This window comes from Psychrobacillus soli, from assembly GCF_006861775.1.
Lineage (GTDB): Bacteria > Bacillota > Bacilli > Bacillales_A > Planococcaceae > Psychrobacillus > Psychrobacillus soli.
This window is the reverse complement of the sequence record NZ_VDGG01000013.1, coordinates 39,238-54,608: the sequence shown is the minus strand read 5'-3', so window position 1 is coordinate 54,608 and position 15,371 is coordinate 39,238. Positions and strand designations below refer to the sequence as shown.

General features: G+C 37.7%; 17 protein-coding genes and 1 riboswitch. Of the genes, 16 read left to right on the top strand and 1 reads right to left on the bottom strand.

All coding sequences use genetic code 11. The features are described from left to right. Nucleotides 1-33: 33 nt before the first annotated feature. The 7 genes from FG383_RS07740 (at nucleotide 34) to FG383_RS07710 (ending at nucleotide 7,187) form a co-directional block, all read left to right on the top strand. The gene (locus tag FG383_RS07740; RefSeq protein ID WP_142606595.1) at nucleotides 34-615 is read left to right on the top strand and encodes a fatty acid metabolism transcriptional regulator FadR; all 582 of its coding nucleotides are present in this window, start codon (nucleotides 34-36) and stop codon (nucleotides 613-615) included. An 18-nt stretch (nucleotides 616-633) separates the two neighbouring features. Beyond that, nucleotides 634-1,407, top strand: coding sequence for an enoyl-CoA hydratase (locus FG383_RS07735; RefSeq protein ID WP_142606593.1), 774 nt, complete (start codon nucleotides 634-636; stop codon nucleotides 1,405-1,407). A gap of 26 nt (nucleotides 1,408-1,433) precedes the next feature. Then, a complete protein-coding gene (locus FG383_RS07730; protein WP_142606591.1) occupies nucleotides 1,434-2,207 on the top strand; it encodes an electron transfer flavoprotein subunit beta/FixA family protein in 774 nt (257 codons plus the stop codon). A 198-nt stretch (nucleotides 2,208-2,405) separates the two neighbouring features. Then, entirely contained in the window at nucleotides 2,406-3,383 is a 978-nt protein-coding gene (locus FG383_RS07725; protein WP_142606589.1) for an electron transfer flavoprotein subunit alpha/FixB family protein, read from the top strand. Nucleotides 3,384-3,496: 113 nt separating this feature from the next. After that, nucleotides 3,497-3,811 (top strand): thioredoxin, encoded by a 315-nt coding sequence (gene trxA / locus FG383_RS07720; protein ID WP_093266742.1) that lies wholly within the window; start codon nucleotides 3,497-3,499, stop codon nucleotides 3,809-3,811. A 50-nt stretch (nucleotides 3,812-3,861) separates the two neighbouring features. Further along, nucleotides 3,862-5,637 carry an excinuclease ABC subunit UvrC gene (gene uvrC, locus FG383_RS07715; RefSeq protein ID WP_142606588.1) on the top strand — a complete coding sequence of 592 codons (1,776 nt, stop codon included), beginning with the start codon at nucleotides 3,862-3,864 and terminating at the stop codon, nucleotides 5,635-5,637. Between the two features lie 57 nt (nucleotides 5,638-5,694). Further along, nucleotides 5,695-5,874, top strand: a riboswitch (Lysine riboswitch). Between the two features lie 92 nt (nucleotides 5,875-5,966). Continuing rightward, the gene (locus FG383_RS07710; RefSeq protein ID WP_142606586.1) at nucleotides 5,967-7,187 is read left to right on the top strand and encodes an aspartate kinase; all 1,221 of its coding nucleotides are present in this window, start codon (nucleotides 5,967-5,969) and stop codon (nucleotides 7,185-7,187) included. A 658-nt stretch (nucleotides 7,188-7,845) separates the two neighbouring features. On the opposite strand, the gene FG383_RS07705 is transcribed toward FG383_RS07710, so the two are convergent. Then, nucleotides 7,846-8,259: a YslB family protein gene (locus FG383_RS07705; protein ID WP_142606584.1), complete on the bottom strand. Its 414-nt coding sequence runs from the start codon at nucleotides 8,257-8,259 to the stop codon at nucleotides 7,846-7,848. 291 nt (nucleotides 8,260-8,550) lie between these two features. Here FG383_RS07705 and FG383_RS07700 point away from each other — a divergent pair, with 291 nt between their 5' ends. The 9 genes from FG383_RS07700 to FG383_RS07660 all read left to right on the top strand — a co-directional run bounded on the left by FG383_RS07700 (nucleotide 8,551) and on the right by FG383_RS07660 (nucleotide 15,364). Then, nucleotides 8,551-9,162, top strand: a complete 612-nt coding sequence (locus FG383_RS07700; RefSeq protein ID WP_142606582.1) for a succinate dehydrogenase cytochrome b558 subunit — start codon at nucleotides 8,551-8,553, stop codon at nucleotides 9,160-9,162. Between the two features lie 48 nt (nucleotides 9,163-9,210). Next, nucleotides 9,211-10,968 (top strand): succinate dehydrogenase flavoprotein subunit, encoded by a 1,758-nt coding sequence (sdhA, locus tag FG383_RS07695; RefSeq protein WP_142606580.1) that lies wholly within the window; start codon nucleotides 9,211-9,213, stop codon nucleotides 10,966-10,968. A gap of 2 nt (nucleotides 10,969-10,970) precedes the next feature. Continuing rightward, on the top strand, nucleotides 10,971-11,747 hold the full coding sequence (gene sdhB / locus FG383_RS07690) for a succinate dehydrogenase iron-sulfur subunit (RefSeq protein ID WP_142606578.1): 777 nt from the start codon (nucleotides 10,971-10,973) through the stop codon (nucleotides 11,745-11,747). A 101-nt stretch (nucleotides 11,748-11,848) separates the two neighbouring features. Then, the gene (locus tag FG383_RS07685) at nucleotides 11,849-12,298 is read left to right on the top strand and encodes an acyl-CoA thioesterase (protein ID WP_142606576.1); all 450 of its coding nucleotides are present in this window, start codon (nucleotides 11,849-11,851) and stop codon (nucleotides 12,296-12,298) included. A 65-nt stretch (nucleotides 12,299-12,363) separates the two neighbouring features. Further along, nucleotides 12,364-12,588: a helix-turn-helix domain-containing protein gene (locus tag FG383_RS07680; protein ID WP_142606574.1), complete on the top strand. Its 225-nt coding sequence runs from the start codon at nucleotides 12,364-12,366 to the stop codon at nucleotides 12,586-12,588. A 77-nt stretch (nucleotides 12,589-12,665) separates the two neighbouring features. Continuing rightward, nucleotides 12,666-13,124, top strand: a complete 459-nt coding sequence (locus FG383_RS07675) for a MarR family winged helix-turn-helix transcriptional regulator (RefSeq protein WP_142606572.1) — start codon at nucleotides 12,666-12,668, stop codon at nucleotides 13,122-13,124. A 9-nt stretch (nucleotides 13,125-13,133) separates the two neighbouring features. Next, nucleotides 13,134-13,931 (top strand): glutamate racemase, encoded by a 798-nt coding sequence (gene racE, locus FG383_RS07670; protein WP_142606570.1) that lies wholly within the window; start codon nucleotides 13,134-13,136, stop codon nucleotides 13,929-13,931. 72 nt (nucleotides 13,932-14,003) lie between these two features. After that, the gene (rph, locus tag FG383_RS07665; protein ID WP_142606568.1) at nucleotides 14,004-14,765 is read left to right on the top strand and encodes a ribonuclease PH; all 762 of its coding nucleotides are present in this window, start codon (nucleotides 14,004-14,006) and stop codon (nucleotides 14,763-14,765) included. Next, complete coding sequence (locus tag FG383_RS07660) at nucleotides 14,762-15,364, top strand: XTP/dITP diphosphatase (RefSeq protein WP_142606566.1); 603 nt, start codon at nucleotides 14,762-14,764, stop codon at nucleotides 15,362-15,364. Before rph ends, FG383_RS07660 begins: the two co-directional genes overlap by 4 nt. The last annotated feature ends 7 nt before the right edge of the window (nucleotides 15,365-15,371 follow it).

The following is a 15,371-nucleotide window of genomic DNA, read 5'->3' as shown; positions in this document are numbered from 1 at the left end:
TTTCGCGTACTTGATTAATTGGTGGTGAATTCATTGAAAAAGGACAAACCAAAATATAAGCAAATTATAGATGCAGCCATTATTGTAATTGCAGAAAATGGTTATCATCAGTCACAAGTTTCTAAAATTGCGAAACAGGCTGGCGTAGCAGATGGAACAATTTATTTGTATTTTAAAAACAAAGAAGACATTTTAATCTCCGTATTTGAAGAAAAAATGGAGGTTTTCGTAGAAAATTTACAACAAATAATTGAAATAGATGCTAGCGCTTCTGAGAAATTATTTAAAATGATCGAAAATCATTTTAGTGTACTGGCAAGTGACCATCATTTAGCAACTGTTACTCAGTTAGAATTGAGACAGTCAAATTTGGCCCTACGTCTCCGTATTAATACCATATTAAAAAATTACTTAATATTACTAGATTCCATTTTAAGGGAAGGTATTGAAAATGGAGAATTTGAGCAAATAATAGATATTCGTTTAGCAAGACAAATGATTTTTGGTACAATAGATGAGACGACAACTACTTGGGTCATGAACGAGTATAAATATAATCTTGTAGACTTGACCCCAAAAGTACATCGTCTATTATTGAATGCTATAAAAGCATAACAAAGGGGAAGTGATTGAATGGGATTTTTGTCATGGGAAATTGAAGGTGGTGTAGCTACTGTTACACTAAATCGTCCACCAGCAAATGCGCTTGCAAGAGGGGTAATTTTAGAGATTAATGATCTTTTAGATGCATTTGAAAATGATGATGCTGTTCGTGTTCTGTTACTTAAAGGAGAAGGAAGATTCTTTTCTGCTGGTGCAGATATTAAAGAATTTACTTCCGTTTCTACAGGGGAAGAATTTTCTGAATTGGCAGAAAGTGGACAAGTGATTTTCGAAAGACTGGAACGATTTCCGAAACCGGTTATCGCTGCAATTCATGGAGCTGCACTTGGTGGCGGTCTAGAATTAGCGATGAGCTGTCATATACGTCTTGTTTCGGAAAATGCTAAACTGGGGCTTCCAGAACTACAATTAGGTTTAATACCTGGTTTTGCTGGAACTCAGCGACTTCCGCGGTATGTTGGATTTGCGAAAGCGGCAGAATTGCTGTTAACGAGCGATCCAATCAGTGGAACAGAAGCAGCTAAAATTGGCCTAGCCAATCACGCATATCCGGAAGAAGAGTTATTTAGTCGTGCACAAGAACTTGCAGTTAAGATTGCAAAGAAAAGCCCGATTGCTGTAAAAGCAGCCTTAGAAATGCTCCAATATATAAAACCAGCCTCTTATTATGAAGGTGTTCGAGCAGAAGCAAATATTTTTGGAAGCGTTTTTGTTTCAGACGATGCAAAAGAAGGAATTTCTGCATTTTTAGAAAAAAGAGAACCTGTTTTTAAAGGCAAGTAATTATTAAGCTAGGGGAGGATAACTAAATGAACATTTATGTTTTAGTGAAACGCACATTTGATACAGAAGAAAAAATCGTAGTAAGTGGCGGTAAAATCCAAGAAGATGGAGCAGAATTCATCATCAATCCTTACGACGAATATGCGATTGAGGAAGCAATTCAAGTTCGCGACGCACAAGGTGGAGAAGTAACAGTTCTTACAATGGGCGGGGAAGATGCGGAAAAACAACTTCGTACAGCACTTGCAATGGGAGCTGACAAAGCCGTACTTATTAATATAGAAGATGATGTAGAGGAAATGGATCAGTTTACAGCTGCTTATATCATTTCGGAATACTTAAAAGATAAAAATGCTGATTTAATATTGGCTGGTAATGTTGCAATTGATGGTGGATCTGGACAAGTTGGACCACGCGTTGCGGAAGCTTTAGGCATTAATTACGTTACTACAATTACAAATCTTGAAATTGATGGAACAACTGTAACGATCAAACGTGACGTGGAAGGGGATACGGAAATCCTTGAAACATCTTTACCACTTTTAGTTACAGCACAACAAGGGTTAAATGAACCACGCTACCCTTCTCTACCTGGCATTATGAAAGCAAAGAAAAAACCATTAGATGAAGTTGAACTAGATGATTTAGATATAGATGAAGATGATGTAGAAGCGAAAATAGAAACACTAGAAATTTATTTACCTCCTAAAAAGGAAGCGGGAAAAGTATTAGAAGGCGAGCTAGCTGATCAAGTGAAAGAGTTAGTTCACTTACTACATTCGGAAGCAAAAGTCGTTTAACTTGAATCAGAGGAAGTACAAACTCACTGCACCTGCGCAAGCTCGTCGCAAATAATAACCGCTGATTCAAATTAAGCCTCCGGCGGATGTCACAGATTTTGAAGGGAGTTAATTGCGCAAGCGCAATTCAAAATCTGGACGCAATTACGCCGAGGCGTAATTGATTCGAATATTAACTTAAACTAGGGGGAAAAGAATATGTCTAAAAAAGTATTAGTACTTGCGGAGGCGCGTGAAGGTGCTCTACGTAATGTCTCTTATGAAGCAATCGCTGCTGGAAAACAAATTTCAAATGGCGGAGAAGTAGTTAGCGTTCTATTAGGAGATTCAGTGAAAGATCTAGCATCGGAACTTGGAAAATATGGTGCAGATCGTGTAATTACGGTTGAGCATCCACATTTAAAACAATATACATCCGACGGTTATGGACAAGCATTGCTTGCTGTAATTGAACAAGAGGATCCAGAAGCAATCGTATTCGGACATACCGCTTTAGGGAAAGATATTTCACCAAAAATTGCAAGTAAATTACAGATTGGACTAGTATCTGATGTAACATCTATTGAAGGAGAAGGCGAGGCGGCAGTTTACATCCGCCCAATTTACTCTGGTAAAGCTTTCGAAAAAGTGAAAGTAAAAGATGGTATTGAATTCATAACGATTCGCCCAAACAATATCGCACCACTTGCAAAAGAGGCAAGTAAAGTTGCGGATGTCTCTTCACTATCAGTAGATATTACAAACCTTCGCACAATTATTAAAGAAGTAGTTCGTAAATCTTCTGAAGGTGTAGATTTATCTGAAGCAAAAGTAGTTATCGCTGGTGGTCGTGGTGTGAAAAGTGAAGAAGGTTTTGCTCCTTTAAAAGAGCTTGCGGACGTATTAGGTGGAGCGGTTGGAGCTTCTCGTGGTGCATGTGATGCTGATTACTGTGATTATTCTCTTCAAATTGGACAAACTGGTAAAGTTGTAACGCCAGATCTTTATATTGCAGCAGGTATTTCCGGAGCGATTCAACATTTAGCTGGTATGTCGAACTCGAAAATTATTGTAGCGATCAACAAAGATCCAGAAGCAAATATTTTCAAAGTGGCAGACTACGGAATCGTTGGGGATTTATTTGAAGTTATCCCACTGCTTACGGAAGAATTTAAACAACTAAAAGTAAATGCCTAACAAGGACTCGGCTCATTTTTAGAGCCGAGCTTTTACTTGTAAGCTAATATGTAGATGTAGCATTATGAGTCTGCTATAATCTAGTTATAGTTAACCAAAGGAGGAATTTTTTAATGGCAATAGTTCACGGAACAGATCAGACTTTCTCACAAGAAATTGAGGAAGGATTAGTATTAGTAGATTTTTGGGCAACATGGTGTGGTCCTTGTAAAATGATTGCTCCTGTACTAGAAGAAATGGACGCTGAAATGAGCGATAAAGTAAAAATCGTAAAAGTAGATGTAGATGAAAACCAAGCAACTGCTAGTCAATTTGGTATTATGTCTATCCCAACGCTAGTATTATTTAAGGATGGTCAACCAGTAGACAAAGCTGTTGGTTTCCAACCAAAAGAAGCATTAGTACAATTTGTAGAAAAAAACGCATAATATAAAACCGGGTCCGCTAGGGTGCCCGGTTTTTTTAAACAGGTGATAACATGAATGATTTGATAGAGCGAAAGTGTGCAATCTTACCAGAGGATCCTGGTTGCTATTTGATGAAAGATCGACAAGGAACGATTATTTATGTTGGCAAAGCGAAAATATTAAAAAATCGTGTTCGTTCCTATTTTACAGGATCACACGATGGGAAAACGCAAAGATTAGTGCAAGAAATAGTTGATTTTGAATATATCGTTACATCGTCCGAAATAGAAGCGCTTATTCTGGAGCTGCATCTCATAAAAAAACATGACCCCAAATACAATATCATGTTAAAAGACGATAAAACGTATCCATACATTAAAATTACAGCCGAAAAAAATCCAAAGTTAATCATTACAAGACAAGTAAAAAAAGACAAAGGAAAATATTTTGGTCCATACCCAAATGCTCATGCAGCGAATGAAACGAAAAAATTATTAGATCGAATTTACCCACTAAGAAAATGTGGGAAATTACCAGATCGCGTATGCTTGTATTATCATTTAGGGCAATGTCTTGCTCCTTGTGTAAAGGAAATTGAAGATTCCACGTATAAAAAAATGACCGACGAAATTACAAGTTTTTTAAACGGTGGTTATGCCCAAGTAAAAAAAGACTTATCTCAGAAAATGCAAGAGGCCGCAGCGGATCTAGAATTTGAACGGGCAAAAGAATATCGAGATCAAATTTCGAATATCGAAATGATCATGGAAAAACAAAAAATTACGATTAATGATTTTACGAGCCGAGATATATTTGGTTATACCGTGGATAAAGGTTGGATGTGTGTCCAAGTTTTCTTTATCAGACAAGGAAAACTAATCGAAAGAGATGTCTCTTTGTTTCCTTTATACCGTGATCCTGAAGAAGAGTTTTTAACGTTTTTAGGGCAGTTTTATGCAAAACAGGAACATATTAAGCCAAAAGAAGTGTACGTTCCACCAAATACAGACCTCGAGTTAGCGTCCGAATTATTGGAAATGAAAGTAATTACACCACAAAGAGGATTGAAAAAAAACTTAGTCGAACTTGCCGAAAAAAATGCAGTGCTGGCACTAAGTGAAAAATTCCATTTAATCGAAAGACAAGAAGAGCGTACAATCGGCGCTGTTGAAGAATTAGGAAATTTAATGGGCATCGCAACACCAAGTCGCATGGAAGCTTTTGATAACTCCCATATCCATGGAACAGACGCGGTTTCTGCTATGGTTGTTTTTGTGGATGGAAAAGCATTTAAAAAAGATTACCGAAAATATAAAACGAAAACTGCTGCCAAACATGATGATTATGGTGCAATGCGGGAAGTTGTCCGCAGAAGGTACACACGTGCATTAAAAGAAAATCTACCTTTACCAGATTTAATCATTATTGATGGAGGAAAAGGACAGATAGAAGCAGCTCGCGAAATTTTAGAAGATGAGTTAGGTTTAGATATACCGATTGCTGGTCTTGCAAAAGATGGGAAGCATCAAACGTCTCAACTTTTATATGGAAATCCAATCGAAGTAATTCCGATGAAACGAACGAGTGAAGCTTTTTACTTGTTGCAGCGTATTCAAGATGAAGTCCACCGATTTGCTATTACATTCCATCGCCAACAAAGAGGTAAACATACGATTGCTTCTTCTTTAGACGGGGTAGAAGGAATCGGTCCAAAGCGGAAAAAATTATTACTAAAGCATTTCGGATCAATTAAGAAAATGCAAGCTGCGACGAAGGAAGAATTTATAGAAGCAGGGCTTTCTAGTAAGTTAGCGGACTTAATGATGGACCATTTTCAGAAAAAGTAATTGTCTTCTGAATCTTCTTGTGTTATGGTAATAACAATTTAATATTCACTATTACAAAGTGAAGATAGAGGTGCGAACTGACAAGAGTACTTAGCGACAGGGTGAAAAGATCCGATTATCGCTAATGGAAAGGGTCATTCGCCGAAACGTAGAATAGCTTTTCCTATTCTAGGTTGGTTCTGCATTGAATAAATGTAGGATTGTCAGAATTCAGTATTCTGGAGGGCTATCTCACATGGACATTTATTGACCGTGTATGAGACAATGCTTTTCACAATATGTGAAAAGCATTTTTTTATCCTAACAGACAAACAAGGGAGCAGATATGCATGAGTAAAATTGTGATGAAGTTCGGCGGTACTTCTGTAGGGACTACCGAAAAAATTGCAAACGTAGCAAAAAGAATCAGTAGGGAAAAAGAAAAAGGACATGATATCGTAGTTGTCGTCTCAGCGATGGGAAAAGCGACGGATGAATTGGTCAATTTGGCAAATGAAATAACGGAAAATCCATCCAAACGTGAAATGGACATGCTACTATCAACCGGAGAACAAGTGACAATGGCGTTACTAGCCATTCAATTAAATGCATTAGGATTAAACGCAGTTTCTCTTACGGGTTGGCAGGCTGGCCTAGTGACAGATAATGTACATAAAAATGCAAGAGTGGAGAAATTGGATGGTTCAAACATTAGTAATTTATTAAACGAGGATAAAGTCGTTATAGTCGCTGGTTTCCAAGGAATTTCAAACAGTGGGGAAATCACAACTTTAGGTAGAGGTGGTTCGGATACGACTGCTGTTGCAATTGCCGTAGCAATCGAAGCGGATATTTGTGATATATACACGGATGTAGAAGGCGTATTTACCTCAGATCCAAGGTACGTAACAAACGCTCGTAAGCTAGAGCAATTGGAATACGATGAAATGCTTGAACTTGCTAATTTGGGAGCTGGAATACTTCATCCCCGAGCAGTAGAGTTCGCAAAAAACTATAAAATCCCACTTAGAGTACGTTCAAGTTATGTAGAAAATGAAGGAACGATTTTGAAGGAGGAAGTAGATGTGGAAAATAATTTAGTAGTACGTGGAGTAGCATTTGAATCGGATATAGTGCGATTAACAATTGAGTATGATGTGCCGTTTAATGGATCATTGGCATCGATTTTTACAACTCTAGCAAACAACCATATCAATGTAGATATTATTGTTCAATCCATTGTGGATGGCGTAAGACCTGCTGTTTCGTTCTCTATAAAAAAAGAATCATTAGCAGAAGCGATTACGGTTTTAGAAACGCATAAAAAAACGCTCGGTTTTACTTTTGCGGATTTTGAGGTAGGATTAGCGAAAGTTTCCATTGTTGGTTCAGGTATGGTTTCTAATCCTGGCGTTGCTGCACAAATGTTCGATCGACTACGTAAAGAAAATATTCCAGTGAAAATGGTAAGTACATCTGAGATAAAAGTCTCGGTTGTTATCCCTCAAGCTGACATGATTCCAGCTGCCAATGCATTACATGATGAATTTGACTTGGCAATTAAGCAATAACTGAACAAGCAATTAAAACAAGGGTCGTAACACTGTTATGTCCCTTGTTTAAGTTGGGCAAAATGGGAATAATGCGTTGTACAAAGCTTTATCAGATGACCGCTGTTATTTTCGCTACAATCGGACGCTTTCCACCGGGTGAGCGATGAGCCATCCCCGCCGCCTGCACCGAAAATCAAAGAAAATTGCTATTTAATCAGCATCGACTCGCTAAAAACAAAATTTTATACAGTTTTTTCGAATATGTGAATCCAGTAAATGGATTAGGGNAGTTCAACTCGGAAAGCAATCAAATCAAATCCGAGAGCAACCAAATTACTAGTGAAAGCAACCATTTCTTAAAATAACAAGTTTACTTGAATTGAAACACCAATGATTGCGAAGCATTATGTATGAATGTTGCGCAATTGAACCGCAATGTTGCGAGTAACGCTTGATATGTTGTGCAATTATTAATTGACATCCTACTCTAGATAAATAAAGCGGATACTCCGTAATGCGCAGTATCCCTGTAATGTGCCGTATAATCCATGTACTATTAATGCACTAGAATATTGCACATAGAGCGTATTCTACGCACATTGCTTATCAGCATTCATTGTAAATCGTATTTAGAACAATAAAAAAACATTGAACGGCTTTAACAGCCATACAATGCTTACTTTGTAGCTTTTACATCCCATTTAACATGAAACGAAATAATTCCATTTTTTTTCGTTTGTTCATCATAACACTCGGATAAGTAACCGCCAATTTTCTGTTGTTGCTCGGCTAAAAAGCCTGCTTCTAATCGGTGGCTTCTCGATATCCCGCTTTGCGGTAAATTGAACGTATGTAAAGTATAAAATGCAGAATCTTTTGTTGTTTTCTCTAATTCAAGTGTTCCCCAGCCCGCTTCTTGGAAGAAAGTAACGGCTTCTTCCATTGAGTAAAGTGGAAACTTACGGGCGAGGTCTTTTCCAGCCCAATATAAAATATCTTTTTCATGTTTTCCGAGAATAGAAGCAAGCACGTGGTCTCTTAGTAATTCATATCCAAAGGAAGTTACATGTGAATGTTCCTTATCATTCAAGTAGCAACCCTTCTTTCAAAAAGTAAATATCGTTTGTCCTCGTCTATTTTATCATAAATATTTTCTTGTTGGTATTGGAATAGTTTGTGAAAAAATAAACGAATCATTATTTGAAAATGAACCTAGAAGATTATTGAAAAGTCTAAAGATACCTTGACGCTCTAAAATGATGAGAGTACAATGGATATGTCATAAATTTGTAACATGATGATGTAAACTAGATATGAATTCTTTATTCTTTTACAATAGTTTTCATATCAAGCAAATGTAAATTTGAGGGGGGTAACTGTTTTGTCGAAAGAACGCGAATTTTATTGGCGCCGCTTACATTCTCTTTTGGGAATTATTCCGGTAGGTTTGTTTTTGGCGCAACACTTAGTAGTAAACCATTTTGCTACTAGAGGAGAAGAAGCTTTTAATAAAGCGTCTGGTTTCATGGCAAGTCTTCCATTTGTTATTTTACTTGAGATTTTCATCATTTTTTTACCTTTAATGTTCCATGCTTTTTACGGTATATATATTGCATTTACCGCTAAAAACAATCCAAAGAATTTTGGAACACTACGAAACTATTTATTCATTTTACAACGATTTACTGGGATTTTTCTTGTCGTATTCATCGTATGGCATGTTTTTGAGACAAGGTTTCAAGCTGCGATTGGTGCGAAAGAAGTTAATTTTAACATGATGGCTGAGATTTTATCAAATCCGTGGATGTTAGGTTTTTACATCGTTGGGGTTATTGCGGCAACATTCCACTTAGCTAACGGTATTTGGTCATTCTTAGTTAGTTGGGGAATTACACAATCTCCACAATCACAACGAATTGCTACATATGTAACATTAGTAATCTTCTTAGCATTATCTGTAGTTGGTGTACAAGCTCTTTTAGCATTCGTATAAGAACTTTTAATACATTCAACTACCATAAAATCGAGGAGTGAGAATAGCATGGCAAAAAGTAAACTTATTGTTGTCGGCGGCGGTTTAGCTGGATTGATGGCAACAATGAAAGCAGCCGAAGATGGCACGCACGTAGATCTATTTTCATTAGTTCCTGTAAAACGCTCACACTCTGTTTGTGCACAAGGCGGTATTAACGGGGCTGTAAATACAAAAGGGGAAGGCGACTCACCGGCAGTTCACTTAGATGATACTGTATATGGTGGAGACTTCTTAGCAAACCAGAAACCAGTAAAAGCAATGACTGATGCTGCTCCTGGAATTATTAGCTTGTTTGACCGTATGGGTGTTATGTTCAACCGTACACCAGAAGGATTATTAGATTTCCGTCGTTTCGGTGGTACATTAATGCACCGTACAGCATTTTCTGGTGCGACGACTGGTCAACAACTTCTATATGCTTTGGACGAACAAGTGCGTCGTTTTGAAGTAGATGGTCTTGTAACGAAATTCGAAGGATGGGAATTCCTTGGAATAATAAAAGATAGTGAAGGTGTTTGTCGCGGTATTAAAGCACAAAACCTTAAAACAATGGAAATTCGTGCTTTCCGTGGGGATGCAGTAATTATGGCTACTGGTGGACCTGGAATTATTTTCGGAAAAACGACTAACTCGATTATTAATACTGGTTCCGCGGCTTCTATCGTTTATCAACAAGGTGCATATTATGCAAATGGAGAATTTATTCAAATTCACCCAACTGCAATACCTGGTGACGATAAATTACGCTTAATGTCAGAATCAGCGCGTGGTGAAGGTGGACGTATTTGGACATACAAAGACGGAAAACCTTGGTACTTCCTAGAAGAAAAATATCCTGCATACGGTAACTTAGTTCCACGTGATATTGCAACGCGTGAAATTTTCGACGTATGTGTTAACCAAAAACTTGGTATTAATGGAGAAAACATGGTGTATCTTGATCTTTCTCACAAAGATCCGCATGAACTGGACATTAAACTTGGTGGAATTATTGAAATTTATGAGAAGTTTACTGGAGATGATCCTCGTAAAGTTCCGATGAAAATTTTCCCGGCTGTTCACTATTCAATGGGCGGACTTTGGGTTGATGAAGATCAAATGACGAACATCCCTGGATTATTTGCAGCAGGTGAATGTGATTACTCTCAACATGGTGCGAACCGTTTAGGGGCAAACTCATTACTTTCTGCTGTATTCGGCGGAAGCGTTTCTGGTCCAAATGCAGTTAAATATATGAGTCATTTAAAAACTCATGCGATTGATATGGACGATGCTATCTTTGAAGCTGAAGTGAAACTTGAGCAAGAGAAGTGGGACAAGACGCTCGCGATGAAGGGTACTGAAAATGCTTACTTAATTCATAAAGAACTAGGTGAGTTAATGACGGATAACGTAACTGTAGTTCGTTATAACGATAGACTTGAAGCTACGGATAAGAAAATTCAAGAGTTACTTGAGAGATATGAAAACATTAATATGGATGATACGCAAAAATGGTCTAACCAAGGCGCATCGTTTACTCGTCAATTAAAAAATATGTTATATTTAGCGCGTGTTATTACTATAGGTGCACTTCAACGTAACGAAAGCCGTGGAGCGCATTACAAACCAGATTTCCCAGAGCGTAATGATGAAGAATTCATGAAAACAACAATGGCGAAATTTGATACAGCAACTGGAGCTCCAATCATTCATTACGAAGAAATCGATGTATCGCTTGTTCCGCCTCGTAAACGTGATTATTCTACGAAAGGAGAAAACTAATCATGGTAACTGCAACCGAAACAAAAAAAGTACAAATTGAAATTTTTCGTCAAGATACACCAGAATCTACTCCATATTGGGAAAAGTTCGAAGTAAATTATCGTCCTAATATGAACGTTATTTCAGCGCTAATGGAAATTCGTCAAAATCCTGTCAATGCAGACGGAAAAGCGACGACTCCAGTAGCATGGGATATGAGTTGTTTAGAAGAAGTGTGTGGAGCTTGTTCGATGGTTATTAATGGTAAACCACGTCAATCTTGTTCTGCATTAATTGATCAATTGACGCAACCAATTCAATTAGCACCAATGAGAACTTTCCCTGTAGTTCGTGACCTTCAAGTAGACAGAACTCGTATGTTTGACTCATTGAAAAAAGTTAAAGCATGGGTTCCGATCGATGGATCATACGATCTTGGTGAAGGACCACGTATGCCAGAACGTAAACGCCAATGGGCTTATGAATTATCTAAATGTATGACTTGTGGTGTTTGTTTGGAAGCATGTCCAAACGTAAATAGCGGCGCATCCTTCATGGGACCTGCTCCACTTTCACAAGTACGTCTATTTAACGCGCATCCAACTGGTTCGATGAATAAAGATGAACGTTTAAACGCAATTATGGGAGACGGAGGCCTTGCAAACTGCGGTAACGCACAAAACTGTGTTGTTGCATGTCCAAAAGGTATTCCGTTAACAACTTCTATTGCTGCATTAAACCGTGATACAACAGTTCAAATGTTCAAAAACTTCTTCGGAAGCGACCATATGGTTGACTAATAAAATGAAAAAAATCTGCGTAGAATTTAATGTTCTATGCAGATTTTTTGTTTCTCTGTTACAATAAATGAATAAATATTCATTTAGGGGGAATGTTTTTTATGCGAGCTAGTTACATAGAAGATGCTGCGAGTTGGGAACAAGGATTTTCATTTTATTCGGAAGTAAGTGTACGTTTTTCGGAAACGGATATGTATGGACATTTGAATAACACAGTAACCTTTGCTTATTTTGAATATGCACGTATCGAGTATTTTAAACATATCAAACTCATGAATGACTGGCTGAATCCAAGAGGCGAAAAAATTCCAGTAGTCGCGGATTTACAATGCGATTATATAAAACAAGTCTTCTTTGACGAAAAGCTACGGATTTATGTAAAAGCGAGTACGATCGGTTCTTCGTCCGTAGATATGCATTACATGGCTAAGAACGAAAAAGGCGAAATTGTCTTTACTGGTAGGGGTTCTGTCGTGCAAATTGACAAAAAAACAGGGAAAGCCTCCAAATGGAATGAGGAAGAACGAGAAGTTTTTCAAAAACAGTGCTAACTAGCCGTCACCTACCATCCCGGTGCTACATACGTTAGTAGGAGAGTGGATAGGGGGCTAAGGCATTGTACGATAACAATTCGCATCGATCAATATTGACGAACAGAGAACGTCAAATTTTTCAGTTATTAGTAGAAGATAATTCTACAAAAGAAATTTCAATTCAGTTATCTATTAGTGAAAAAACAGTAAGAAATCACATATCTAATACGATACAAAAATTGGGAGTATCTGGCCGATCACAAGCAATTGTGGAACTATTAAGACTAGGTGAATTATCGTTGAATTAACTTGAATCCTTGCCATTTTCCTCAGAACACGTCACAATAATAAATAAGAAGAATTGTTTTGAGGAGTGAAGGATTACATGGCAGATGAAATAAGAAGTATAGAACATAATCAAGAAGATGTTGCTTTTTTAGAAAAAGAACTCCGACATATATCGGGTATAATCAAACAAAGAGGCCGTCAAATTTTAAATGCCTATACAATAACACCACCGCAGTTTGTGGCCCTACAGTGGCTTCTAGAGCTTGGAGACATGACAATCGGTGATCTTTCCAATAAAATGTATTTAGCTTTTAGTACAACGACTGATTTAATCGATCGTATGGAAAGAAGTGAACTTGTTCAACGAATTAGAGATGAGCAAGATCGACGCGTTGTGCGTATTCATTTATTAGCAGAAGGTGAACGTATTATTGAAGAGGTTATTGATAAAAGACAACAATATTTAAAAGAAATCCTCGGTCAATTTGACGAAATACAAGTAGAAAATTTATCGATTTTATTAGAAAAATTACATCAAGAGATGAAAAAGAACTGAGGAATTAACGTGAAAGCCCCAATCGGTGTTATAGACTCTGGAGTAGGTGGATTGACAGTTGCAAAAGAAATTATGCGACATTTACCTAATGAAGAAATTATTTATATTGGAGACACAGCTAGATGTCCTTACGGGCCAAGGTCAAGCGAAGAAGTGCGGAAATTTACGTGGCAACTCGCAACGACGCTTGCTAAAATGAATATAAAAATGCTTGTTATTGCTTGTAATACAGCAACTGCAGTAGCACTTAATTCATTAAACAAAAAAATGCCTTTCCCTGTAATTGGTGTTGTTTTTCCAGGAGCAAGGGCTGCGATAAAAGCTACAAAGAAAAATGAAATCGTAGTGCTAGGTACAAGCGGTACGATTAACAGTGGAGCATACGAAAAAGCGATTGCCGCTTTAAATACGTCGAGTAAAGTTATTCCGCTTGCTTGCCCGACGTTCGTTCCACTTGTTGAAAGTAATGAATATGAAGGCGAATTTGCAAGAAATATGGTAATGGAAACATTATTACCATTAAAAAACGAACAATTTGATACAGTCATTCTCGGATGTACACATTATCCATTATTACAAAAGTATATTGAAGAGGCAGTAGGAGAAAATGTAAAAGTACTTTCCTCTGCTGAAGAAACAGCCCAAGATGTAATCGAGTATTTAAATTATCATGAAATGCACCATCCGATAAAAGCGAAAAAAACACCTATTTTTTATACGACTGGCTCTGTGCCAATCTTTAAAACAATTGTGGGAAAATGGTTAGAGTTACCGAATGCAGATGTACGAACAATTTCATTCAAATGACCCTGTTAGCTTAAGAAACATTAAATAACGGGGTCTTCTTTTGCATGATTAAATAGTTAAAAGGAGAAATTTATGATTAGAACTGATGGAAGAAAAGTAAACCAACTAAGAGATGTAAAAATAGAAACGGATTATTTAATCCATCCGGAAGGCTCTGTATTAATAACAGTTGGACAAACGAAGGTTATTTGTAATGCGACGATTGAAGATCGCGTACCGCCGTTTTTAAGAGGACAAGGTAAAGGATGGATTACCGCAGAGTATTCTATGTTGCCACGCGCAACCGAATCCCGCACACAAAGAGAATCATCTAAAGGAAAAGTAACTGGGCGTACGATGGAAATTCAACGTCTAATTGGACGAGCACTTCGCTCCGTTGTCGATTTAGAAGTAATCGGAGAAAAAACGATTTGGATCGATTGTGATGTTATTCAGGCTGATGGAGGTACACGAACTGCAAGTATTACGGGAGCATTTGTGGCATTAACGATTGCGCTCGGAAAATTATATGATCGAAAACAATTATCCCATTTTCCGGTGCGGGAATATTTAGCTGCAACGAGTGTAGGAATACTGGAAGACGGTGGAGTCGTATTGGATTTAAATTATGAAGAGGATTCCGCAGCGGCTGTCGATATGAATATTGTACAAACGAGCGGTGGAGAGTACGTAGAGCTTCAAGGTACAGGGGAAGAAGCGACCTTCTCTAAGAAACAATTATTAGAGCTATTAGATTTCGGTGATATAGGAATTAAACAATTAATGGATGTACAACATGCAGCATTAGGCGAATTAGCAACTAAAATTGGCGAGGGAGGTCCTGAAACTGTATGAAAAAAATAATTATTGCAACGAAAAATAAAGGAAAAGCAAAAGATTTTGAAGCACTATTTGGCCCACTTGGATATGAGGTACTAACGCTCCAAGATGTAGCGGATGATATGGATGTAGAAGAAACAGGAGCAACTTTTGAAGAAAATGCTGTATTAAAAGCTACTGCACTTGCTAATCATTTACAAACAATGGTCATTGCAGATGATAGCGGACTTGAAATTGATGCACTAGACGGTCGCCCAGGCATCTATTCTGCTAGGTATGCGGGGGAAGAGAAAAGTGATGAGGCAAATATCGATAAAGTGCTAGAAGAGCTTAAAGACGTCAAAGAATCAGAAAGAAGTGCGAGATTCGTTTGCGCGATAGCCGTAGCTTCACCGACGAGAGAGCCATTTACTGTAAGAGGCACATGTGAAGGCATTATTGCACAAGAAAGAAAAGGTACGAATGGATTTGGATACGATCCGATCTTTTTTGTTCCTTCCGAAAACAAAATGATGGCGGAACTATCTGCGGAAGAAAAAGGTGCCATTTCTCATCGTGGAAATGCGATCAATTTACTTGCTGCAAATCTAGATGATTTACTCGGAAAAGCGTAAATACATC